The organism is [Clostridium] fimetarium, from assembly GCF_900111235.1.
GTDB classification, from domain to species: domain Bacteria; phylum Bacillota; class Clostridia; order Lachnospirales; family Lachnospiraceae; genus Clostridium_N; species Clostridium_N fimetarium.
This window is the reverse complement of record NZ_FOJI01000018.1, coordinates 44,033-66,166: the sequence shown is the minus strand read 5'-3', so window position 1 is coordinate 66,166 and position 22,134 is coordinate 44,033. Positions and strand designations below refer to the sequence as shown.

The window sequence follows — 22,134 nt, the reverse complement described above, 5'->3', positions numbered from 1 at the left end:
TATTATCCCGTGGCACAGCCGTATTCCTTCTGTTCACAATAACCCCAATATGATTTTCCAATAACTTCTGCGATTTTCAAATCTTCCTCCGTATTAATATCAACGGCTTCAAACAGTCCTACAAATTTTATATATGGTCTACTGCCAATTCTACATCTGTACTTTTTCAGAGACTTTTTACTTATTCCATATAATCCCGTTGTTTCTTCAGCTAGATTGGTAATATCTTGACTTCGTGGAAGTATTTCTGGTCTATAATTTATAGGCATACTATTAAACCAAAAGAATACATTTCTTTTTAATGCAGTAAAACATGAATCATATGTTTCACTTGTTGTTAATGTATTGAAACAGTCTCTAATAGAACTGACCTGTAAATATGGTGCTGTTGCAAATAATTGAAAATAATAGTCATAGTCAGGAAAATTTTCCATATGATAATTAATTAAATCATTTCCATTAGCAGTATTTTGAGCTAAACTATCTAAACGCTCAATAATTTTCAAATTCTTACTCAATGCATATTCCTTAATTTCTTCACTATTCGTATCTATATATATATCATCAAAACATTCTGACTCTATTGTATGTGTAATAATATATTCATATAATTTTTTACCATTTAATACTCTAAAATTTTTACCTTGAATTCTTTCGGAATTTTCTATAATTGGAATAAAACATGCTGTTTTCATATGTATTTACCTCTTTTCCTTTCTTAATAGATGATTTCTATATCTATTATTAAAAGATATTACTAGGTTACCACTACCTACTATTATTTTCAAAGGGAATAAATTCCACTTAACAACTTTCTAGAATAAAGTCATTTTTAAGTAATTGTTCACTTCACAGCAATATTTGATTTTCTGTCATTCTACTTTACAAAAAAACGGCTCAAAATTTAATTAACTTTTTGAGTCGTTTACTTTGTACTATTATTCAAATATTTCTCCAATATTCTAAAGTTTCTAACAACGTCGTATCCAATGAGATATAAGGAATCCATCCTGTACACGCTCTGATCTTAGTAGTATCTGCTTCAATGATTGGTACATCCACTGGTCTAATTTTTGACGGATCCACTTCATTCTTAATCTTAATCCTTGAAAACTCAAGTATTCTATTAAGTATATCTTGAATTGCAATTGCATGTCCACTTCCAATATTGTAGGTTTCACCCTTTTTACCCTTTTGAATCAATAAGCCATATGCTCTTACAACATCTCTGACATCTGTGAAGTCTCTTTTCGCACTAAGATTACCCGTATATATGATTGGTTCTTTCTCTCCGCGTTCAATCTCTGCCACTTGCTTGCAAAAATCAGCAACAACAAACATAGGTGCCTGATTTGGTCCGATATGATTAAATGCTCTAACCATCATGATATCCAGATCATAACCATCTGCATATATTTTCCCTATCATGTTCTGGCAAGCCTTAGTTGCTGCATATATGTTACCTGGTCTAGCAACATTATCTTCAACAATTGGAGACTCTTCCGGCTTAATATGACCATATTCTTCACCCGATCCTATTAGTAGCACTCTTGGCTTATAATCAAGGCCTCTAACCATGTCAAGGACATTAACACTACCCTTAACATTAACATCTATTGTAAGTGATGGATTTTTCCATGACAGTGCGACCGAACTCTGTGCCGCGAGATGAAATATATAATCAGGTTTTACTTTTTCAAATACTTCCTTAATCTGATCTTTATCTAGAATATCTATATCAAATGATTCCACATCTTCATTATTCAATTTCTCATGTGCCATCTTTGTAACAAATACATCCCATTTCAAATCATTCTTTAAATGTTTAATAAGATAGTTTCCTACAAATCCAGCTCCACCTATAATTAATGCCTTCATAAAAATTCCTCCATACTTCCAAAAGACGAGGAGTGTCACTCCTCGTCTTCAATCGTTTATTAAAAAAGTCTTTTATCATTTATAAATTAGTTGTTTTTATTTCTTTAGCCACTAATTTCATATCATTTTTAACCATTCTCTCAACTAATTCAGCGAATGGAATTTCTCTTTCCCATCCAAGATTGGTATCCGCTTTGGCTGGATCCCCAATAAGGATTTCAACTTCGGCTGGTCTAAAGAACTGTGGATTAATCTTAACGATTTCTTTTCCAGTTGCTTTATCTTTACCGATTTCATTAATGCCTTCGCCTGACCATTCAACTTCAATATCAACACAACGAAATGCTATTTCAACGAATTCTCTAACTGTTCTTGTTTCATTTGTTGCGATTACATAATCGTCTGGTGTTTCTTGCTGAAGCATTAACCACATTGCATTTACATAATCTTTCGAGTGTCCCCAGTCACGTTTCGCATCCATATTGCCTAATTCTATATGATCTTGAACATTTTGTTTGATTCTAGATACTGCATCTGTAATTTTTCTTGTAACAAATTCCTTGCCACGTCTTTCACTTTCGTGATTGAAAAGAATACCACTACATGCATACATATTATAGCTTTCTCTGTAATTCTTCGTAATCCAGTGGCCGTATAATTTAGCAACACCATATGGACTTCTTGGATAAAAAGGGGTTGTCTCAGACTGTGGAATAGCCTGAACCAATCCAAACATTTCTGAAGTTGACGCTTGATAGAAACGCGCTTCTGGTTTAACTATTCTGATTGCTTCAAGCATATTAGTAACCCCTAACGCATCAATATCCGCAGTACCCAATGGCGTATCCCATGAAGTCGCAACAAATGATTGAGCTGCAAGGTTATAAACCTCATCAGGCTGTGAAATCTTCATTGCAGAAATAAGTGAAATAGGATCTGTCATATCAGCATAAATAAAGTGGATTTTTTCTTTGATATGTTCAACGTTTCCATAAGTCACTTCACTTTTTCTTCTCATGATACCATATACATTATAGCCTTTTTCAAGCAAAAGTTCCGCTAAATATGAACCATCTTGTCCTGTAATACCTGTAATTAATGCATTTTTCATTTTCATTCTCCTTTTAATATGTTTATTTTTCAAGCTCCATAATTCCACTCCACAATTTATCCTTCTCAGATATATTAAGGCTGTTCAGATCTTCAACTGGCCACTTAATTCCGATATCTGGATCATCCCACTTAATTCCACCTTCGTCATTTGGGTGATAAAAGTCTGTACATTTATAAGCAAATTCTGCTTCATCACTTTGCACTAAAAATCCATGTGCAAATCCCTCAGAAATATAGAACTGTTTTTTATTTTCAGCTGATAATTCAACACCAAACCATTGACCGTAGGTTTTGGAGACCTTACGGATATCAACTGCAACATCAAATACAGTTCCTCTTACAACCCTTACTAACTTACCCTGTGGGTGATTAATCTGAAAATGAAGGCCTCTTAGAACGTTTTTCGTACTCATTGACTGGTTGTCCTGAACAAATACCATATTCAAGCCTTCTTCTTCAAAATCCTTCTGGTTGTAGGTTTCCATGAAATATCCTCTTTCATCACCAAAAACTGATGGTTCTATTACATATAAACCTTCTATTTCGCATGTTGTTACATTAATTTTACTCATTCTGTTTTCCTCGATTTTAATTTCTTTTTATATTAGTAAATAATCTTTCCCTCGGCAACCTTTTTCAGATGCTGACCATAAGGGGACTTTCCATATCTAACTGCATGCTGTAATAATTGCTCTTTGGTAATCCAATTATTCTTAAATGCAATCTCCTCAATAGCAGATATCTGAATTCCCTGTCTTTTCTCAATTACCTTAATAAATTCCGTTGCTTCTGATAGGGCATCCATTGTGCCGGTATCAAGCCATGCATAACCACGTCCAAGAGTTACGACATTCAGATTGCCTTTTTCAAGATATATTCGATTTAAATCTGTAATTTCCAGTTCTCCTCTTGGTGATGGCTGAATTGATTTTGCATATTCACATACATTTTTGTCATAAAAATAAAGACCTGTAACACAATAATTGGACCTGGGATTCTCTGGCTTCTCCTCAATGGAAATAGCCTTACCATCTTTATCAAATTCCACGATTCCAAATCTTTCGGGATCGTCCACATAATACCCAAAGACAGTTGCTCCATCCTGTCTACCTACAGCTGCCTTAAGATGTGCTCCAAGACCACTGCCATAGAATATATTATCTCCAAGGATCATTGCACAAGAATCCCCATTAATAAATTCTTCCCCAAGAATAAATGCTTGGGCAAGTCCGTCAGGTGATGGTTGAGCCTTATAAGAAAGATGAATTCCAAGATTGGTTCCATCCCCAAATAATTTCTCAAAATTAGGCAAATCATTTGGAGTTGATATGATAAGAATATCTTTTATTCCTGCCATCATAAGTACTGATAAGGGATAAAAGATCATGGGCTTATCATATACTGGTAATAATTGTTTACTTGTAACCATTGTCAATGGATAGAGTCTTGTTCCGCTTCCACCGGCTAAAATAATGCCTTTCATAAAAATTCACCTCGCGATTTTCTATATAATCAATTGATATATTTCGTTTTACATATTAATATTTACATACTAAGTTCTACATTTTGAGTCCTATAAAACAAGTCTACATAACAACATTAAATACCTATTACACTAATCTATCTTCGGAATATGTCCCTCTGTAGCATTATCTCTATAATGCACAGATGCTGGATTCCCAATCACAATAGAATGATCCGGAACATCGAAATTAACAAATGTATTTGGTGCAATTAACACATCATTTCCGATATGCACATTTCCGACTACAGTACTATTTGTCCTTATACAGACTCTATCACCAAAAGTAGGAACACCTTTTCTTTTACCACGGGTATCTCGCCCTATCGTCACACCATGAGTGATAAATAATTCATTACCAAAATGTGCCATTCCGTTAATTACTATTCTACCCCAGTGTCCAACAATCAAGCCCTTCCCAATACTAGTGTTATTTTCTACATCAATTCCTGTCTTCATTGATAATGAATGTAACCTTTTTATATATATTTTTTCCCATATATTTCCCTTATTGCATTGAAATTTTCTATAATATTTTATAAACCTCCATTCATCACTCTGCAAAAAACTCTTTGGAAGTACATCGCAACTCCTAAAAGCTGCATTAAATTTATAGTCATAATCTATCAATTCATTATAAGATTTTTGATTTGGCAAATATGTACTTTTCGAAAATACTTTTTTTATTTTCATTTTTTCTCCCTTCAATAGTTGTACAACAGCATTTTTTAAGATCTATTTTGATTTACCATACCTCATAGCCTAATCTTCCATAAAACATTTTTCATTTATTCCTAAATCCGATAACCATGTATGATGCTCTTTTGCGCAACTGTGTCATTTCATCCGTCTTAAAGAAAACAACTATCAAAACAAATGATGGAATGAGAATGGACAATATACATTCAAGCACAAAACCAGCTATATCTGTCATATGAATACTAGTACAAGTGAACCACAATAAAGCAATGCTCAAAAAAGCTACTATTCCGTTTTTGATATATTTTAAAAGAATAGTATATTTCCCCTTATCAAACACATCTTTACTGATACCAACCATAAATGGTAGCAACGTAATAAATCCTTTACTAATTACTGTCGCAGCAAATATTCCTGACAATCCAAATATTTTCCCCAAAACAACTGATAGGATTATATTCACTATTCCTCCAAAAATCTGCAAGTACTTTCCTGTACTAAAATTCCCACTTCCTTCTCTAAAAGAATTCATAATTTGTGTAGTACCATCGAAGAAAAAATTCATACACAAAAAAATTATAACTGATTGGCTCAAAACATAATTGGCATCAATATTGCCTATCCAAATCTTCACAAACGAATTCAACAACTGAAAAAAACATGCTGTACATACAGTAACAACAAAATAGACCAAAAAATCAATTTGCTTAAAAATAGCGAAATGTCTTTCTTTACTTTCTTTTGCAATTACATTTCCAATTCCAGCAGCAAAAGAACGAACAATTATATTAATAATAATAGTAATCTGCGAAATAATCATAAAATAGTTACTATAATATCCAACAACAACTGTGCCTAATAACATTGAAATAACAATATTATCTGTAGCATTAAATAAGGTAGAACCACTTTTAAATATAGCTACAGCACCTACGTCCTTAAAGAAAATCATAACCTCTTTTTTCTTTAAGGGCTGAACGTTTTTTTCTTTCAAATATGGATACTCTTTATTTATCTTAATTGCTATAATAACATTTTTCAACATTACTAGCAATAATTTAACAATCAAATAAACAACAAAATTTCTTGCAATAATTAGAACTATTATATCAGCAAGGCAGTTGATGAAAGAAAACGCAATGTTTATATTTTCTATTTTATATTGTTCCTGATTTGCTGTCACCAAAGCCTGCTTATAAGCAAAAAACGAATATGATGAAGCTGTATTTAGCAAATATATGAAATAAACCAAATATAGATTCCCAGGTACTCCTTGATCAAAATTTACCATATAAGCTAAAAATGGCATAATACAACATCCAATACCAACAATAGCCAATCCAATTACTCGATAGCATATCTTATAAAACTTCATCAGAGTTTTAATACGTTCTATGTCATTATCAGCTAACGGTTGATATAAATAAAATGATATAGCTGCACCTATTCCCAGCTCCGAAAGTGCTAATAATGAGAGAATATTGGAAAAAAGTCCGTTAAGCCCTAGATATTCCGCACCTAATATCTTAATAAATACCGTTCTACTCACAAATGTAAGCACAAGTGTAAGTATTTGGCGTACCCCACTTGTTAGTATGATAAGCATTGAATTTTTAGTTCTTGAATTCTGCATTTATTCTCCATTTCAAATTTTATCTACGCAACTCCATATGTAGGACTTCTCCAGCCATAATCTGACCATATTTGCCACTTAAATAAATCGTTGTATGTAACATTTCTTCAAATGGTACCTTAGAAGATGAAATTAATCCATTTTCTATAATACCATGATTCGACAGCACCCCTCCCAATCCTTTAATCAAACTAGAGATTCCTCCATTTTGCGAATTTTTTTCGATATCAAATATGGTATCATTATAATAATAAGCTGTACATATTGTTGCATATGAAGTCTTTTCAATAAGGTAACCACTTTCAACCTGCAACCACTGATACACACATCTTACTGGATCATTTATGACTGTAATTTGAGCTTTAAGTTGCATATTAGTATTATCGGATACCACGAGATTTATAATATGTGTATATGATCCAAGAAGTCCCGCCGATGATTTCTTTATCATTTCATCATTAAGAGTATCATTATCGCAGTAAAGAATACTCAAGTAACAGTTCTCATTTTTAAATATATCTTTAATTTTTTCGTATCCATCCACAATATTAGTAACAATTAGAATGTTTTGATCACTTAATGAATTCCCTGAAAAACCAGATTGATTGATTTGATAATTGTTTGTATCTGCAATTGGTCTTATCATAACAGGAGTACCCATCAAATGCTTGATTTTGTTTATTATTTTATTCATTATTATTTCTTGTTTACTGCTTGCTACAAAATTTCACAGGCAGACACAATATGACCTCCATCTGTAAGATAAACACCAAAACCACCTGCTAAAAATGCAATAAATGCAGCTATTTCCTCTGGCAACGCAGGACGATAAAGTGCATTACAATTTTGAGATATATTATCCCCCATACTTAATCCACTCATCACCGTAGCTACTGACCCCGGTTGTATAACATTTACTGTTAATAATGGATATTTTTTGCAAAGCAAACGTGTGTATTCAATAATTGCTGCTTTGGAAATTCCATATGGTGTATATTGAAAATTTCTGAATTCTGCACATATAGATGCAATATTAATAATATTCCCTGATATTTTCTGTTCTACCATTTCTGTGGCAATTCTTTCAGTCAATTGAACTGTACCTTTAAAATTTATATTCCAGACATTATCAAAATCACTTTGCGTAACATTTCGAAAAGCACGCTTTTTATCTACATCAGACAGTACTCCGGCGTTATTCACTAGTATATCAGGTATTTTATTTGTCTTTTTTAAGTAATCCACCGCCGTATCTATTCTTTGTTGTGATGATTGATCTATCAAAATATAATCTACCTTAGCCTGAGGTATCTTTTTTCGTAAATAGTCAACTGTCGATTCTAATTTTTCTTGATTCCTACCACTAATGGTAACTACAGACCTTTCAGTCATAAAGCGCAACGCTAATACTGTCCCAATTCCTCCAGATCCGCCTGTAATAAGAACTTTTTTTCCTTCTAGTTGACCACCAACCACACTCGGCGTAAGATAGGCATCTCTTAAATATTCAGTGTATTTTAACGGTTCTAACTGCTCATATTTTAATTTTTCTTTAAATTTTCTCAATACCATTCGATTCCTCCTGACTAACAGAATAAACTCTTGCTAAACATCTAAATTTATTTTCCAACGGTTGAGTTATCAACCTCAATACCATACGACTTTAAATCGAATGCTAAATGCTTAACAAACAATTGACTTCCACGGTTATTTAACTTAAATCCCCCATCACAAAATAGCTCGGGTGAATTTTGAAACATCTCATCTTCCTGATAATCAAGAAATGGAATATTAATTTCGTCTATTATTTCCATAATATTATCTCTAATTATTTTCTCATTAAATTCATCAGAAAAATATTGATTTAACCTTATAGAAAATGGAGGAATAACCACGATTGGTCTTAATCCTTTCTCAATACAATAGCTAATCATTCTTTTTAAAACCTCGCAGTTTGAAGAAAGAATCAATCTATTTTCCTGCGATAAGTCAGATTTTCTTAAATCAGATAAATTAAATAATTTTTTCCACACTTTAACCAAGTTATCCATTTCTTTCTGTGAATTATTCACAGAAAGAATATCTGGGTAATTATCATAAATACTATTCATTTTTTTTAAATCTTTAATGATTTTTTTTATTTTTTTAGGATGAAAAAATAAAGGATATTTTGATTTTATTTTTTTACTAAGTTTATAATGTGGTATATTCTCTTTACTTAGAATTTTATAATATTGCAAATTATCATCTTGACCTTTATATAGCAACACACAAGCTGCAACAACTATAACCACAATACCGTCAGGCATAATATTGTTAACATAGTGATGCAATATCTTCTCATCCATTTCAAGGCTTTCCGATTGTAAAGCAAAATTAAAGCCACTCATACATAAATCATCATAAGTATCAAAAGCATATTTTGCATACGTACTTCCCAAATTGACAAATTTGAGATCATATGGAATCCCCTCAATATATTTCTGAATATCTAATTGAGTATTTTTATATTCGTTTGTTTTCATGTACATCTGATTCAAAAATATTGAACCAAGTAGAATAATCACAACTATCAAAATAACAATCCACATTACTTAATCTCCTATCTTTGTCTATCAATGCATTTTATTCAAAAGTGTTTTTAATTTTGCCTTGATTTTTTTTAGTATTTTTCTTACCAAATTTATTTTTTCCGGTTGACAATATTTTTCAAACAGTTTATCTTTAGGCAGCTTATCGTAATCATGCCAAAATGCTTCCCTATCTTTTCCCATGGGTGCTGATTTACAATAATTGCTATTATATTTTAAAACATCATCTAACGAAGCATCTTTCCAGACTAATTGTTCTTGAATCTTCTGAAATAATTTAAGCCCTTTTTCTGAATGACATACTATACTGGATAAACCTTTATTATCATCCAACTCAGGTGCAATATAGGAATATCCCCAGCAGTCAGATATCGTGATATCACTTAAACGATTGCCTTGCTTGAAAATACACTCGCTACAAGATGGTCTTGAATATAAGTGTTTAAAATAACCTGAAAAGAAATATGTTTGTCTTCCATTTCTACAAAATGATTCATATAGCGATTCGATTTTTAAAGAAAAAGTATGCCATCCCAAGCTTTTATCTTTAAATTTAATTTTTTTTATTTCTTTTTGTTTAAAAAAAGTATTCAAGTAGTCATACCATACTTTAGGCGACGGTGTTCCTAAACAAATAAAATCTACGCATATTAGATTATCATACTCTTTTTCAAGATAACCAAGTAGGCCTCCAATCTGACATCCAGTTCCAACAAATAGTACCTTTCGGTCACTAATAAGTTGCTGTTTAACATTTTTAAACACATCACCTATTCGGCTCTGCATATATTTTGAACCTAATAAATTCTGCAATTCATCGTAATTTTGGGCTTCGGTATGATATGCAAGAAACTTTTCATCGAATGCAGAACCATATATAATTCCATCTTGGCGAATTATTTCTTTTGACAAGGCAATAAACATACCACCAGATGAACTATTCGTTCTGTCTTCAGAATTCTTATTGTATGCAGCAAAACACTTTTTAAAATCATCCAACTTTATTTTTTCCGTAACAAATGGGCATACAACCTCACATTTATTACATTTTATGCATTTATTATGATTAACACACGGATATGCAAAACCTTCGTTGTCAGTTACCATAGTAATTGCATTTGTTGGGCAACAGTTGTAACAGGCCGAGCAACCAGTGCATTTTAATTTATCTTTTATATCTATCATATTTTCAAATTTTCCAATATAGGAATTCCTATCTATTTTTTTTTGTAATATTAGGAGTATATAATCTCTCTACAACACTTTTAGCTTCAAAAGCTTTTGCGGAATAATTAGGAATATTATCTTCTAAGTGTTTTCTAATAACATCTTCATTATCATACATATACTTAAATGCTATTATCAATTCATCGAGATCTTTGATAGATTGATAATCAACCACCAATTCTGTAGGCATACCTAAATCTTTTGCAATCCCGCGTGCTTTAACTGAATACCCAAGGGCCAGCGCTGGTACGCACATTGAGTATGCTGAAATCATTGCATGTGTTCGTGTGCCAATAAAGAATTGACACTTAGAGACTGCATACCGAATCTCACAATAATTCAAATTTTCACTATTAAAAAGATGAATTCTCTCTGTCTCTTTAAACTTTTCAAAAAGAGCCTTACACACAATTCGATCATCTTGGCCTTGCCAAAACACATGCGGAATAAATACTACATCCAACGATGTATCCGAAAGAATATAGTTAATTAGATGTAATAGATTTTTCCCAAATACAGTATCAAAACTAACATCCTTTCCTACGAAGTTGCTAAGATTAATTCCACAAACCTTTTTTTTATACATATAATCAGGAAGCGTACACGTCTTCGATTCTAGTACAAAAGCCGGATCGGGGTATAACTCTACATTGTCTAATCCTAACTTTTCTTCTAACATCTGCTTTGTCAAAGACTCACGTACAGTAATAAAAGAAAATTTCTTCAACGTGTATATTTTTTCAGGCGTCAAATTATCATATCCAATAGAACATCCCCATAAAATAGTTTTTACGTGCTTCTTTGATAAATAATTATTGATATAAATTATCTCGTTATTTTCATAGCATAGCATATCTCCACCCGTCGATAATACCAAGTCTCCAGAATCCATTTCTTTCATAATATATTCATACAAATGTCCTGCTTTATATATATGACGAGTTTTATTATTTCTCAATAAAATTCTTTTTAATATAAACACCATTTTTGATACTATTGACTCATCCGAATAAGTAGGCATAGCCCTTAAATCGAACAATTTAGAAAGACCCAATTTCTTATCTACTTCCAAGTTATTACTATAACCAATTATGCTCTCTGGCAATCCATTTAATATAGCTATAGTCCCACGAGTTATAGCTTCACAACCTCTATTATCTCCATCTTTATGTGATGGTAAATAAATTTTATTCATTAATCATCCTCCAATGCAATTTTTAACGCTTCTAAATATGCATATCCATATTTTTCATCTGGTTCAAGGTAGGCTCCTTCTGCCCATTCATTCCAAGCATTAACATAAATAAATTCATTAGAGTACTCTTTATCTACCTTATTAATAAGTCTCTTCATATTTTTACCGAATTTATCAGGTGTCGATCCCTCATATACAACCCCACATATATTTCTTGATGTATTATCCCAATCTACAAAAGCACCTGCAATAAGCCTTTTATCCTTAATTTTATAATTAAGAATATCATCCCAGTCATTATCATATAATCTATGAGTTAGTTTCCTCGCACTTTGCATATTACCAACTAACTTTGAATTTTGTATTTTTCTTAACAACTTATCAAATCCTATTGTAAGCATTATTCTTTTAATTTTCTTTTTATATTTTTTCCTTTCGCGATCAACCAATTCCAAATGGATAAATATTGGCTCGAATTGAATATAATTGTCGAATAAATTTAGTTTGGCTCCTTCTAAAAAAAATGTTGGAAATTGTACAATCAACTTAATCCCCGGAAAACCATTTTCGACCACCTTTTTCCTTATTCTTTTGATGACTTTTTTTAAATTTGGTATTAATTCAGGTTTGTATATCAATAGAATTGGCATCTCATCTTCTTTAATATATCTATCATCTTTAAAAAACTGGCACAAATACTGTATATGATCATCTAAATCTTTCATATCCCCGTAATCTTGAGCGACAATAACTTCATTATTTCCCCCATCCCATCGCTTAGTCCAATTTTCATTAGCCCAACACATGCAAAAAGGAATATCTATATTGGGATTTTTCAACATATTCTCTAATGGTTTTTCAAGTATCTTTTTACCATTCTTAAACCAATAATGATAGTAGCAAAAACCATATATGCCATTTTCTTTGGCTAGTTTTGCCTGCTTTTCCATCACCCCATCATCTAATATACAATAGTAGTCTTCACCATATGGTGTCTTAGGCTGATAATGTCCATCAAAAAGAGGCTCTGCCTTTTTTGTATTAGTCCATTCTGTAAATCCTTTTCCATATGCTTCATCATTCTCGGGTATTGAGTGAAACTGTGGCAAGTAAAAAGCAATAATTTTTTTGTTTTGTAACATATTTTATCCCCTTCGAAATTTATATTGGTATATTATCTTTCCAAAAAATACATAACACATAACTGTTGAAATTTCAGATTTCTATTTGATCTATTCACAAAAAACCAATTCATATTATAAATTGAAATACTCTTGAATATACTCCCAACCTTTTGTTCTTCCAACCTGCAAAAGTAGAAATATTAATTACCATTTAATATATTTCTCCTGTCCTCATTCAATCGTATAGAAAAAAACTCATAAGTTGCAAATAATACAGGCCACATAAATGAACGGCCACTATTTGTGATAATTAGTGTTGGTGTCGTAGCTATAACTAAGACTAACAATACTACTAAAAAGCCATATTTATTCCTATAGACTTTATTTTTAAGGATATTTATGCATTCTTTTCCCCAATGAATAACAGGCCATATGTATATTATAATAGTAAACAGTCCTGTTTGAGCAAGCAATCCAACTACTCCAACATCAACGTAATAATATTTACCGAATGGGCCGTATTTCAAGCTAAAATAAATTGGATTTACAATAAAGCCGAAACATATAAGTGGATTTTGAAGAAAATGCTGCCAGTAAAATGTTAAAGCACCGAATCGAGCATTATTATCTGAAATACTTTCGTCAGAAAAAGTGCCAAAAAATCCGCTTAACATTCCTGAATATACCAAATAAATTATTACACTAAAGCCAAAAATGCAAACAATTAGTGATCTTATAGGGGTATTTGTATATAACATAATAACAACGATACAACCAAGTACCACAGCAATGATTTGCATCCGAGTTTGACCTGCATAAAGCAAAGCAAAGAAATTAATCATAAAAATAATAGTTCCTATAATCTTGTTCTTATTAGAAATTCCATAACACTTGTATAACGCATAAACAGTACTTATCATTTGAAAACTACCTAGAGACATACGTAATTTACCGTTTCTCATAACTGCTCCTGATGCTCCCTGTAAAAAAAGTGGTCCTCCATTTGAATAAATAAAAGACTGAACTATACACAAGCCAGAAATAATTGTCGCAAAAGCCAATAAAATATTAAATATTACTTTATAATCACCTTTTTTCTTCATTATTTCTAAAATATACAGTGAAAAAACAACAGATAAAAAATCCGTGCAACTATATAATATATAAATAATACCTTGTTTTTGATATATAACTATCGAATATGCAACAATAATTATTAAAGAAACCATAAGCAGTCGAAAATATTTCCTAATGAACCCAGACTTGTACCATATACTAGGCTTTTTCAGTACTTGAATAATGGTGACTACTACCATTACACAAAAAACAAATGTCCAATTTGCTTCTGACCATATTCTAGATAATACTCCTGGTATTTGAACCAGATCAAATAGTCTTATCTCCAATAATGTAATTATAATAAATATAAAAACCAACATACTTGAACTTGAAAATTTCAGTACTAACTTACCTGTTTTCACTCAATTTCGCCCCTTATATAATATATTTTCGTAAAACATTTAATCTATCGTTTAGCAAAATAACCGAATCATTTGTAAGATTTTTCTGTATTTTCAGTTTAATTACATAATAAATCAATTCACTTCGTAAATATGATTTATATCTAATATCATATTTCTTTCCCAAATATACAAATGATTTACATAACTTCTCATACACACCTTTTTTATTTGTTGACTGACCTTCCAGATGTATAATTTTTTTATCCGAAAAAAATTTGATATCATAACCTAGTTTTAATGCTCGTAAACAAATATCTGTTTCTTCACCATACATAAAAATTTTCTCATCAAATTTTTTGATTTCAACAAACAACTCAGACCTTATGAAAATATCTGCACCGTTGATATACATTTTTTTTCCATCAAAATCACTATCATTAATCTGCTTGATTTTACTTGTTAGTATGAATTTCAAGCCAAAATTAATCATATAATTATAACTTAAATTTTTATTTCCATCCTTATCAAGCAATTGTATACCAAAGACACCAAGTTTATCATTCTTTACAAATTTATCAAGTGCATATTTAAAAACAGGTTCTATCAATATAGTATCTGGATTTAAAAACAATACATATTCTTTTGAAACATGTTCAAATCCTCTATTATTTCCTGCACCAAACCCATTATTTTCATTTCTAATAATAATTGTACCAAACTGAGTATATTCTTTTAACAGAAATTCATAAATATCATTGGATGGACTTTGTTCGACTACAATAACCTGTATGTTTTTCCCAATATCATTATATTTATATATTGAATTTAAACATTGTTCAATTACTTCCATATTGTTGTAACTTACAATAACTATACTTAATCCATATTCTCTCACAATTTCACATCCTTATAATATGACTTTATAATATTGCTCGTGCATTTTTGCAACATCCGAAAACTGTGGTACTCCTATATTGTTATATTCCTGACTATTCTTAGATTTTTCTATGGAATTAAGAATTTCATCAAGCAAACTATCTGGATTATTATCAATTGATATAACATTTTTACATTCAAACCCTAAAACACTGGTATCCCCAGAGGTTATGACTTTTATTCCTTGCTCAGCTGTAGCTAAAAAGCTACTATTTCTTGGAGAAATACCATTTTTAAATAATAGTACCGCAATGTCTGAACATTTCAAATAATCAGCAACATCATCTGATGACTTGTACCCTGTAATAATCACATGCTTTTCTAATTCTAATTCCTGAATTAAATCAAGTATGTTTTTTTGGTAAGAATCCTTTGTGTTACTCATATCACAAATCATCATATAATAAAAGTTGCTATATAACACCTTTAACCGAGATAACGATTTTAAAACAACATCAATGCACTTAGCCTCATTTGGGAATCCAAAGTGTGCAATTAAAAAGCAATTCTTATCCCCCGTAATTTTATACTTCAACATATTACATTCGTCCAAACCCAATGATGATTTAGGAATACTAGCTCCTATTGGCACATATTCCATTTTGTTCCTATTTATAAATGGAGTATAATGCAAAATATCATCTATAAATCTCTTATCAACAACAAAAACCTTTTTAGCAAAGATTATTGATGGAATTCTTCCCAACTTATAATTTCTTGTACACTCATTATACTCATGTAGTGTAAGTACAATATTTATACCTATAATTCTTAACAAAGGTACACAAAACAGCATCCATTTACTATTATAATATTCTGCAGAAGGCCATTGCAAATGAACAATATCAAATTTTTCTTTTCTACAAATCGAAATAATCTTCTTCACAGCATCATATTTTTTCCAATCATCAATAACATTAAAAATCCTTATACCCTTGTTATTTCCATAACTTGTACTTGTTAATACACTTACTTCATTGCCCTCATAAGCTAACGCTTTGGCAAGTTCCCAACTATAGTCTCCGACACCGCACTTTGCTGGTGGAAAACTACCGCAAACTATTAATATCTTCATACTATTTCCTCATTCTCCATATAATAATATTATTTTCACTCTACATCATGAATCGTATTGTACAATTCCCTTAAATAACTCATGTTATCAAAATAATCCACTCTTTCTTTACCCTTTTCCACAATCTTTTTGAGTTCATCATCGTTCATTGTTTCCACTCTGAAAATACATTCAGAAAGTGCTTTCCAATCATCAATATCATCAAGATATATTGCTGCATCACTTGCAATTTCTGGCATGCATGAGACCCTACTTGTAATGACTGGGATTTCAGCCTGCATTCCCTCTAACAATGGATATCCAAATCCCTCCAATCTCGACGGAAACAATAATGAAAAAGCATTAAAATATAAAACTCTTTTCTCCAAATCATTCACATAACCAGCAAAAATTATATCATTTTTATAAGAACTTGAATTAATTACATCTCGTAAATATTCACATTTTGCAGCTATATTTCCTGCTAACATTAATTTTTTCTTACCACCATTTTTTCTGTATTCAAGATATGCCTGAATCAAAACATTCGCATTTTTCCGGGGTGACAATGTCCCAACAAACAAAATATATTCCTTATTATGTATTCCAAACTTGTTCAACACTATATCAACATCACTCTCACTTGCATCTTCACCTTTGGGGAACATTTTTTTCCCTATATAAATAACCTTTATCTTAGCTGGATTTACTTTTAACCTATGTTCAATCTCTTTTTCACCATTATTTGATATTGCGAGAATCTTATATGCATTTTTACAGGATTTTTTCAAAAATAATTTATGTGCAATAACAGTATTTCTAGGTGCATAATTTGTGTAGGCATATGCTGACATATCATGAACATGAATTATATTTTTCACATTCTTTATCTTAAATGGAAAAATAAAATTAGGTTGCCAAAAGAAGTCCAATTTATCATTTTTTATATACTTGGGTAAAACAAAAAGTAACCACAGCATATGATTATTCCCATTAGCTGTATGAATGGTAAACCGCTTGTCTAATGCTAAGTCTACTTTAGTTGGACGATCTGCATAAAGAAAATACTGATCACAGTCGTCTAGTCCATTTATATAATTCAGGAAATCAAACACTAGTGTTCCAATTCCATCCCATTGATAACACAATACGCTAATATCAATTCCAATTCTCATGCTAAGTCCTCTCTAAACTATTAATGTTTTCAAGAAATCATTCAGTCCCCTGCAAATACCTTCCCATGTGTATTCTTTTTCAAACAACTGATATGCTTGTTTCATACGTTCATTCACATCACCTTGATTTCGTATTATTTCAATAATCCTATTTGCAAATTCATGTGAATCATCCGTAATAAACATATGCTTTTCATTTTCAAACTTTGTCCCACATGCTCCCGAACTAGTACACACCACTGGCACATTATATGATATTGCTTCAATTAGTTTTGTTTTTACTCCTCCACCGCTAAAAATTGGAATAGCAACAACATCCGCTTTGTAATAATATTCTTCAACGGAATCAACTGTTCCTGTAACGATAACAGATTCATCTGAAATATTAACAAGCTCTTTACTTGGATCTCTGCCAACGATATAGAGACTAACATTTTTTACTATTTCTTTAATAACTGGCCAAACATTTTTGTAAAACCATAGCACTCCCTCTATATTTGGTGGGTATGACATTTTACCAAAAATCATAATATTTACACCATCATGTATCACTCTATCACCATTATGATTTGATTCTGCACCTATTGGAGACAAAAATGTTCTGTTTATATTGCCAAACGTGGTTTCAAAATACTCTTTATCAGATTCAGAAACAAAAGTGAAAGCATTGATAATCCCACTATTATATAAACGTGTTTCAAATCTCTCGAGACGTTTTGCTTCAAATTTATAAATAGCCTTTTTGAAAGGCGATTTAATACTATCACCTATATTTTTCAAGGACAAATATTCTATATTAGCAAGTCCAAGAACACACGGAATATTATACTTTTTTATATACTCTATAGCATTTATGGCCATTTGCGGATATTCAATGTCAATTAAATCAATACTCTCATTTTGAAGCAAAATATCAATATCTTTTTGCATATCAGATATTGTTCTACTCGCGACTGCATATGGCATTGAAAATGAATTTTTCATGCTTGAAAACAAATATTCTTTTCTAAGGTAACATTTGCAGTCCTCAGCGATACTACCAAGACTTTCTTTCTGTATTAAGAATTCTTCTCTTGAATCCACAATAGTAAAAACGAAAATCTTATTTCCCTGAAGGCTAAGATACTTAATCCGATTATATACTACTATTCTTCCCCCAGTATTAACTGGGAAGATTGCTTCTGGAGACAACAATACAATATTCATATTCACCTCATGTTCATTAATTATTACAACGTCTCAACCAACTTTAATATATTCTTTTCAAAAGAATTATACGTAAAATTCTCTAACACCCTATTTCTAGCATTTTTTCCATATCTCTCTCTTAAATCAACATCCTCATATAATTTGCATATGGCATCTGCATATGCTTTACTATTAGAATTAGTACACTCTATACCAGTAACTCCATCTAGATTAACGTAGTTCACACCACTACCAACAATTTTAAATGTCACCGCTGGTTTTCCATAATACATTCCTTCTGCTAAAGCTAACCCAAATCCCTCATTTCTTGTTATAGATGGAAAACAAAAAACATCACATGCCCATAGGTATGCTCGCCACTCACTATCTGTTATTTTTCCAACGAACTCTATTTTTGTATTATTTGCAGCTCTTATCTTCAATTCCTTGGTCAAAACACCAGTTCCTGCGATAATAGTTTTAACATTACCATTAATGTGCTTTGAGGCTTCAATCAAATACTCTAATCCTTTGTATGGTACATGCCTCCCTATAAAAAAACATATCATTTCGTCATTATATTTTCGTCGTATTTCAAGAGCCTTTTGTTTTTCTTCATCACTAATTTTTAGTCTCTCTTCGTCAATGGCATACGGTAATACTTCCTTTTTCCCCCCAAAATAGGACGTATATGCCGATTCATTTATATGTTTAGGTGTTGCTCCAATAATTTTATCTGCCCTCTTTATCAATCTAATATTCTGTGAATGAAACATCTTTCCCAGTAATTTCTGCCTAGTAATATCTAAATGCCAATATATTACCAACTTAAAATTATGTCTTTTATCCTTAAGTAAATAATTTGCGACAAAAGGGTTAGGATAATGAAATATTATGATATCCGGTTCAAACTCATTTAAAATTTTTTTCAGTACTGAAGGAAGTGAACATGAAATCGATTGAGAAGATATTTTTGCAATATATCCACACCTGATAATTTCAACATCGTCTACATATTCTGTTATTGTTTCACCTTTTTTTGTTGTTACTCCATCGGTTGTAGCATCCTCATTAAAACATAGCACTTTTTGTTGGATATCATCATTTTTTTTAAGTGAACTAACAATATCTCTTACTACTTGTTCAGTTCCACCAATAAATGGATAATAATATTTTGATATCTGCAATACTTTCTTCATACATTCTCCTTCAATTACTCTCTAAATTAACTTTCTCTCTTTGAACCAACCCCTTGAACTTCAAAATGAATATGGAATTAAAGTTCCTGTATAATCGTTGGATTAAAATGGCTGATGGCATTTCATAGACGCAGTTCAAGCGAAAATATTATAAACTGTTCAAATGAAAGGTAAATATTGCAAAACCACTCCGTCTTGTACTTGGTTTATTAATTTCCAAACTAAATTCCACACCTACTTCATTCAAAGTGGAACTTACTTTGAGAAATCCATAGGGTGGAATTTACTTTGAAAGAAAAGTCTCTGGTTTCATTGCTTACGGCTTCCCTTTTTCAAACTTTTTTTATAATATTTTTGCCTTTTGGCATATCCTTCATAAGCTGGTCAACAAATTCTTTTGCATGTACTATTACTACTTTCATATCATATTATTTTATTAATTCCCAGTCCTAGTAACCACAACTGCCAACGTCTTCAATAACAACTTAATATCCAGCCCAACCGACCAGTTATCAATATATTCTAAATCATACTTAACAACATCATCGAAATCATTTATCTGATTTCTTCCACTGACCTGCCACAATCCCGTAAGCCCTGGTTTAATACTAAGTCTTCTTCTATGTTTTGCCTCATACTGATTGAATTCATCCACAGTAGGTGGTCTAGTACCAACTAAGCTCATATCACCATTTAATATATTCAAAAACTGTGGTAATTCATCAATGCTTGTCTTTCGAATGAACTTACCAACCTTAGTAATTCTAGGGTCATCCTTCATTTTAAACATTAATCCATGCATCTCATTTTGATCCATCAATTCTTCTTTACGGTCCTCTGCATCTATATACATAGAACGCAGTTTGTATATATTAAAAATTCTGCCGTTCTTTCCAACACGCCTTTGTGAGAAGAAGACAGGACCCTTAGATTCTAATTTAATTGCGGGTGCTACAAATATAATTGCGATAAGCATGATAAGTAACCCAACAATACTACCAATAATATCGATTATTCTTTTCATTAACACACTTCTAAAATCATATATATTAGTTGCAAAAGATACAACATTATACCCAGAGAACCGATCGATCGTCTTGTTTTTCACATCCATGTTATAGATATCGATATTAAGATTAACTAGTATACCCATCTTTTCAAATATTAAGATGATATCTTCTAATTTCACTCTGTATTCATACGGAATATTTATGAACACCTCGTCTACTGCCTGATACATTACTGAATCACATACTGTTTCACTATTACCACACACGTAGACTCCACAGATTGACTTACCAGTCATATCTTCATCAATAATGACAATCCCACTAATATTAATATCCCAATCATTTTCATCACCGATTTTAGTTATGATTTCTTCGGCTCTCGCTTTTACAGTAATAATCGTACAATTACGTCTGCTCTTTGAATTTTTAAGCATTATGAATGTAAATAGCTTAAAATAACATCTTGCAACATATACTGTTATTGTAGCTACAGTAAAAAATATTATGAATACAAATCTTGAATAGTTACTTCCTTGCTTCGTAATGAATAGATAGCAGAACCAACCCATCATCGTCAATGCTTGAGATCGAAATACTACTAAGAATTCTATTACGTAACCACGCTTAAAGATATTTTTACCAACCTTCATATATGATCTAGATATAACAAAATATAATAGTAAAATGATAATTAATGCATCCTTATATTCTATATTAACACTAAAAGTTTTCAAACCATCATTTTTAGTCATTATTGAAAAGTAGAATGCAATTATGATACTAAACATATCAATAATAGTCACTACATATCCACGTGCTTTATTACCCTTACTGTTCATCCTCAGCACCCACACTATCCACTGAAGTTGCGGCTACCTCGTCCAATACTTCTGCCTGTAATATATGTTCTGCTGTAGTGACTTTGTTGATATCTTTATTCATTCTAGGACTATATACGTTCAGATTATTCGAAAGAATGACGCATACAATGAACGCTACGATAAGAACCACTATATATATAATTATCATATCAATATTATACGTACCTATGTCTTGACCTATTAACAACTCTAATATATTCATTGAATAACCCCCTTCCGATTACTTTGAAAATATATACTAATTTT

At 31.4% G+C, this 22,134-nt stretch carries 21 protein-coding genes; all 21 read right to left on the bottom strand.

Features of this window, described 5'->3' with window-relative positions; translation table 11 throughout:
• Positions 1 to 2 precede the first annotated feature (2 nt).
• The 21 genes from BMY18_RS17860 to BMY18_RS17760 all read right to left on the bottom strand — a co-directional run bounded on the left by BMY18_RS17860 (position 3) and on the right by BMY18_RS17760 (position 22,090).
• The gene (locus BMY18_RS17860; RefSeq protein WP_092456961.1) at positions 3 to 695 is read right to left on the bottom strand and encodes an acylneuraminate cytidylyltransferase family protein; all 693 of its coding nucleotides are present in this window, start codon (positions 693 to 695) and stop codon (positions 3 to 5) included.
• A 247-nt stretch (positions 696 to 942) separates the two neighbouring features.
• On the bottom strand, positions 943 to 1,878 hold the full coding sequence (locus BMY18_RS17855) for a GDP-mannose 4,6-dehydratase (RefSeq protein ID WP_092456958.1): 936 nt from the start codon (positions 1,876 to 1,878) through the stop codon (positions 943 to 945).
• A gap of 79 nt (positions 1,879 to 1,957) precedes the next feature.
• Entirely contained in the window at positions 1,958 to 2,989 is a 1,032-nt protein-coding gene (gene gmd / locus BMY18_RS17850; RefSeq protein WP_092456955.1) for a GDP-mannose 4,6-dehydratase, read from the bottom strand.
• Positions 2,990 to 3,011: 22 nt separating this feature from the next.
• On the bottom strand, positions 3,012 to 3,563 hold the full coding sequence (gene rfbC, locus BMY18_RS17845) for a dTDP-4-dehydrorhamnose 3,5-epimerase (RefSeq protein WP_092456953.1): 552 nt from the start codon (positions 3,561 to 3,563) through the stop codon (positions 3,012 to 3,014).
• A gap of 32 nt (positions 3,564 to 3,595) precedes the next feature.
• Positions 3,596 to 4,474, bottom strand: a complete 879-nt coding sequence (rfbA, locus tag BMY18_RS17840; protein WP_092456951.1) for a glucose-1-phosphate thymidylyltransferase RfbA — start codon at positions 4,472 to 4,474, stop codon at positions 3,596 to 3,598.
• Positions 4,475 to 4,606: 132 nt separating this feature from the next.
• Entirely contained in the window at positions 4,607 to 5,206 is a 600-nt protein-coding gene (locus tag BMY18_RS17835) for an LbetaH domain-containing protein (RefSeq protein ID WP_092456948.1), read from the bottom strand.
• A gap of 91 nt (positions 5,207 to 5,297) precedes the next feature.
• Positions 5,298 to 6,845, bottom strand: a complete 1,548-nt coding sequence (locus BMY18_RS17830) for a lipopolysaccharide biosynthesis protein (protein WP_092456944.1) — start codon at positions 6,843 to 6,845, stop codon at positions 5,298 to 5,300.
• Positions 6,846 to 6,864: 19 nt separating this feature from the next.
• Positions 6,865 to 7,539, bottom strand: coding sequence for a hypothetical protein (locus tag BMY18_RS17825; protein ID WP_092456941.1), 675 nt, complete (start codon positions 7,537 to 7,539; stop codon positions 6,865 to 6,867).
• 23 nt (positions 7,540 to 7,562) lie between these two features.
• Positions 7,563 to 8,417: an SDR family NAD(P)-dependent oxidoreductase gene (locus tag BMY18_RS17820; protein ID WP_092456938.1), complete on the bottom strand. Its 855-nt coding sequence runs from the start codon at positions 8,415 to 8,417 to the stop codon at positions 7,563 to 7,565.
• A gap of 47 nt (positions 8,418 to 8,464) precedes the next feature.
• The gene (locus BMY18_RS17815; protein ID WP_092456935.1) at positions 8,465 to 9,436 is read right to left on the bottom strand and encodes a hypothetical protein; all 972 of its coding nucleotides are present in this window, start codon (positions 9,434 to 9,436) and stop codon (positions 8,465 to 8,467) included.
• A 24-nt stretch (positions 9,437 to 9,460) separates the two neighbouring features.
• A complete protein-coding gene (locus BMY18_RS17810; protein ID WP_092456932.1) occupies positions 9,461 to 10,621 on the bottom strand; it encodes a Coenzyme F420 hydrogenase/dehydrogenase, beta subunit C-terminal domain in 1,161 nt (386 codons plus the stop codon).
• A 28-nt stretch (positions 10,622 to 10,649) separates the two neighbouring features.
• Entirely contained in the window at positions 10,650 to 11,858 is a 1,209-nt protein-coding gene (locus BMY18_RS17805) for a polysaccharide pyruvyl transferase family protein (protein WP_092456929.1), read from the bottom strand.
• Positions 11,858 to 13,000 (bottom strand): glycosyltransferase WbsX family protein, encoded by a 1,143-nt coding sequence (locus BMY18_RS17800; RefSeq protein WP_092456926.1) that lies wholly within the window; start codon positions 12,998 to 13,000, stop codon positions 11,858 to 11,860. Before BMY18_RS17800 ends, BMY18_RS17805 begins: the two co-directional genes overlap by 1 nt.
• Positions 13,001 to 13,182: 182 nt before the next feature.
• On the bottom strand, positions 13,183 to 14,463 hold the full coding sequence (locus BMY18_RS17795) for an O-antigen ligase family protein (RefSeq protein ID WP_092456923.1): 1,281 nt from the start codon (positions 14,461 to 14,463) through the stop codon (positions 13,183 to 13,185).
• Between the two features lie 13 nt (positions 14,464 to 14,476).
• Entirely contained in the window at positions 14,477 to 15,340 is an 864-nt protein-coding gene (locus tag BMY18_RS17790) for a glycosyltransferase family 2 protein (RefSeq protein ID WP_092456920.1), read from the bottom strand.
• A gap of 12 nt (positions 15,341 to 15,352) precedes the next feature.
• Positions 15,353 to 16,456: a glycosyltransferase family 4 protein gene (locus BMY18_RS17785; RefSeq protein WP_092456917.1), complete on the bottom strand. Its 1,104-nt coding sequence runs from the start codon at positions 16,454 to 16,456 to the stop codon at positions 15,353 to 15,355.
• Positions 16,457 to 16,491: 35 nt separating this feature from the next.
• Positions 16,492 to 17,610 carry a glycosyltransferase family 4 protein gene (locus tag BMY18_RS17780; protein ID WP_092456914.1) on the bottom strand — a complete coding sequence of 373 codons (1,119 nt, stop codon included), beginning with the start codon at positions 17,608 to 17,610 and terminating at the stop codon, positions 16,492 to 16,494.
• A 12-nt stretch (positions 17,611 to 17,622) separates the two neighbouring features.
• Positions 17,623 to 18,816: a glycosyltransferase family 4 protein gene (locus tag BMY18_RS17775; RefSeq protein WP_092456911.1), complete on the bottom strand. Its 1,194-nt coding sequence runs from the start codon at positions 18,814 to 18,816 to the stop codon at positions 17,623 to 17,625.
• 23 nt (positions 18,817 to 18,839) lie between these two features.
• On the bottom strand, positions 18,840 to 19,997 hold the full coding sequence (locus tag BMY18_RS17770; protein ID WP_092456908.1) for a glycosyltransferase: 1,158 nt from the start codon (positions 19,995 to 19,997) through the stop codon (positions 18,840 to 18,842).
• A gap of 436 nt (positions 19,998 to 20,433) precedes the next feature.
• Complete coding sequence (locus tag BMY18_RS17765) at positions 20,434 to 21,846, bottom strand: sugar transferase (RefSeq protein WP_092456905.1); 1,413 nt, start codon at positions 21,844 to 21,846, stop codon at positions 20,434 to 20,436.
• A complete protein-coding gene (locus tag BMY18_RS17760; RefSeq protein ID WP_092456902.1) occupies positions 21,836 to 22,090 on the bottom strand; it encodes a hypothetical protein in 255 nt (84 codons plus the stop codon). Before BMY18_RS17760 ends, BMY18_RS17765 begins: the two co-directional genes overlap by 11 nt.
• Positions 22,091 to 22,134: the final 44 nt, after the last annotated feature.

Bases quoted from the DNA above. Each gene is read 5' to 3' on its own strand.
- BMY18_RS17860 (WP_092456961.1), bottom strand. From the start codon at position 695: ATGAAAACAGCATGTTTTATTCCAATTATAGAAAATTCCGAAAGAATT.
- BMY18_RS17785 (WP_092456917.1), bottom strand. From the start codon at position 16,456: ATGAAGATATTAATAGTTTGCGGTAGTTTTCCACCAGCAAAGTGCGGT.
- BMY18_RS17775 (WP_092456911.1), bottom strand. From the start codon at position 18,816: ATGAATATTGTATTGTTGTCTCCAGAAGCAATCTTCCCAGTTAATACT.
- BMY18_RS17825 (WP_092456941.1), bottom strand. From the start codon at position 7,539: ATGAATAAAATAATAAACAAAATCAAGCATTTGATGGGTACTCCTGTT.
- BMY18_RS17820 (WP_092456938.1), bottom strand. From the start codon at position 8,417: ATGGTATTGAGAAAATTTAAAGAAAAATTAAAATATGAGCAGTTAGAA.
- BMY18_RS17760 (WP_092456902.1), bottom strand. From the start codon at position 22,090: ATGAATATATTAGAGTTGTTAATAGGTCAAGACATAGGTACGTATAAT.
- BMY18_RS17770 (WP_092456908.1), bottom strand. From the start codon at position 19,997: ATGAAGAAAGTATTGCAGATATCAAAATATTATTATCCATTTATTGGT.
- BMY18_RS17810 (WP_092456932.1), bottom strand. From the start codon at position 10,621: ATGATAGATATAAAAGATAAATTAAAATGCACTGGTTGCTCGGCCTGT.
- rfbC (WP_092456953.1), bottom strand. From the start codon at position 3,563: ATGAGTAAAATTAATGTAACAACATGCGAAATAGAAGGTTTATATGTA.
- rfbA (WP_092456951.1), bottom strand. From the start codon at position 4,474: ATGAAAGGCATTATTTTAGCCGGTGGAAGCGGAACAAGACTCTATCCA.
- BMY18_RS17835 (WP_092456948.1), bottom strand. From the start codon at position 5,206: ATGAAAATAAAAAAAGTATTTTCGAAAAGTACATATTTGCCAAATCAA.
- BMY18_RS17815 (WP_092456935.1), bottom strand. From the start codon at position 9,436: ATGTGGATTGTTATTTTGATAGTTGTGATTATTCTACTTGGTTCAATA.
- gmd (WP_092456955.1), bottom strand. From the start codon at position 2,989: ATGAAAAATGCATTAATTACAGGTATTACAGGACAAGATGGTTCATAT.
- BMY18_RS17805 (WP_092456929.1), bottom strand. From the start codon at position 11,858: ATGAATAAAATTTATTTACCATCACATAAAGATGGAGATAATAGAGGT.
- BMY18_RS17855 (WP_092456958.1), bottom strand. From the start codon at position 1,878: ATGAAGGCATTAATTATAGGTGGAGCTGGATTTGTAGGAAACTATCTT.
- BMY18_RS17830 (WP_092456944.1), bottom strand. From the start codon at position 6,845: ATGCAGAATTCAAGAACTAAAAATTCAATGCTTATCATACTAACAAGT.
- BMY18_RS17765 (WP_092456905.1), bottom strand. From the start codon at position 21,846: ATGAACAGTAAGGGTAATAAAGCACGTGGATATGTAGTGACTATTATT.
- BMY18_RS17800 (WP_092456926.1), bottom strand. From the start codon at position 13,000: ATGTTACAAAACAAAAAAATTATTGCTTTTTACTTGCCACAGTTTCAC.
- BMY18_RS17780 (WP_092456914.1), bottom strand. From the start codon at position 17,610: ATGAGAATTGGAATTGATATTAGCGTATTGTGTTATCAATGGGATGGA.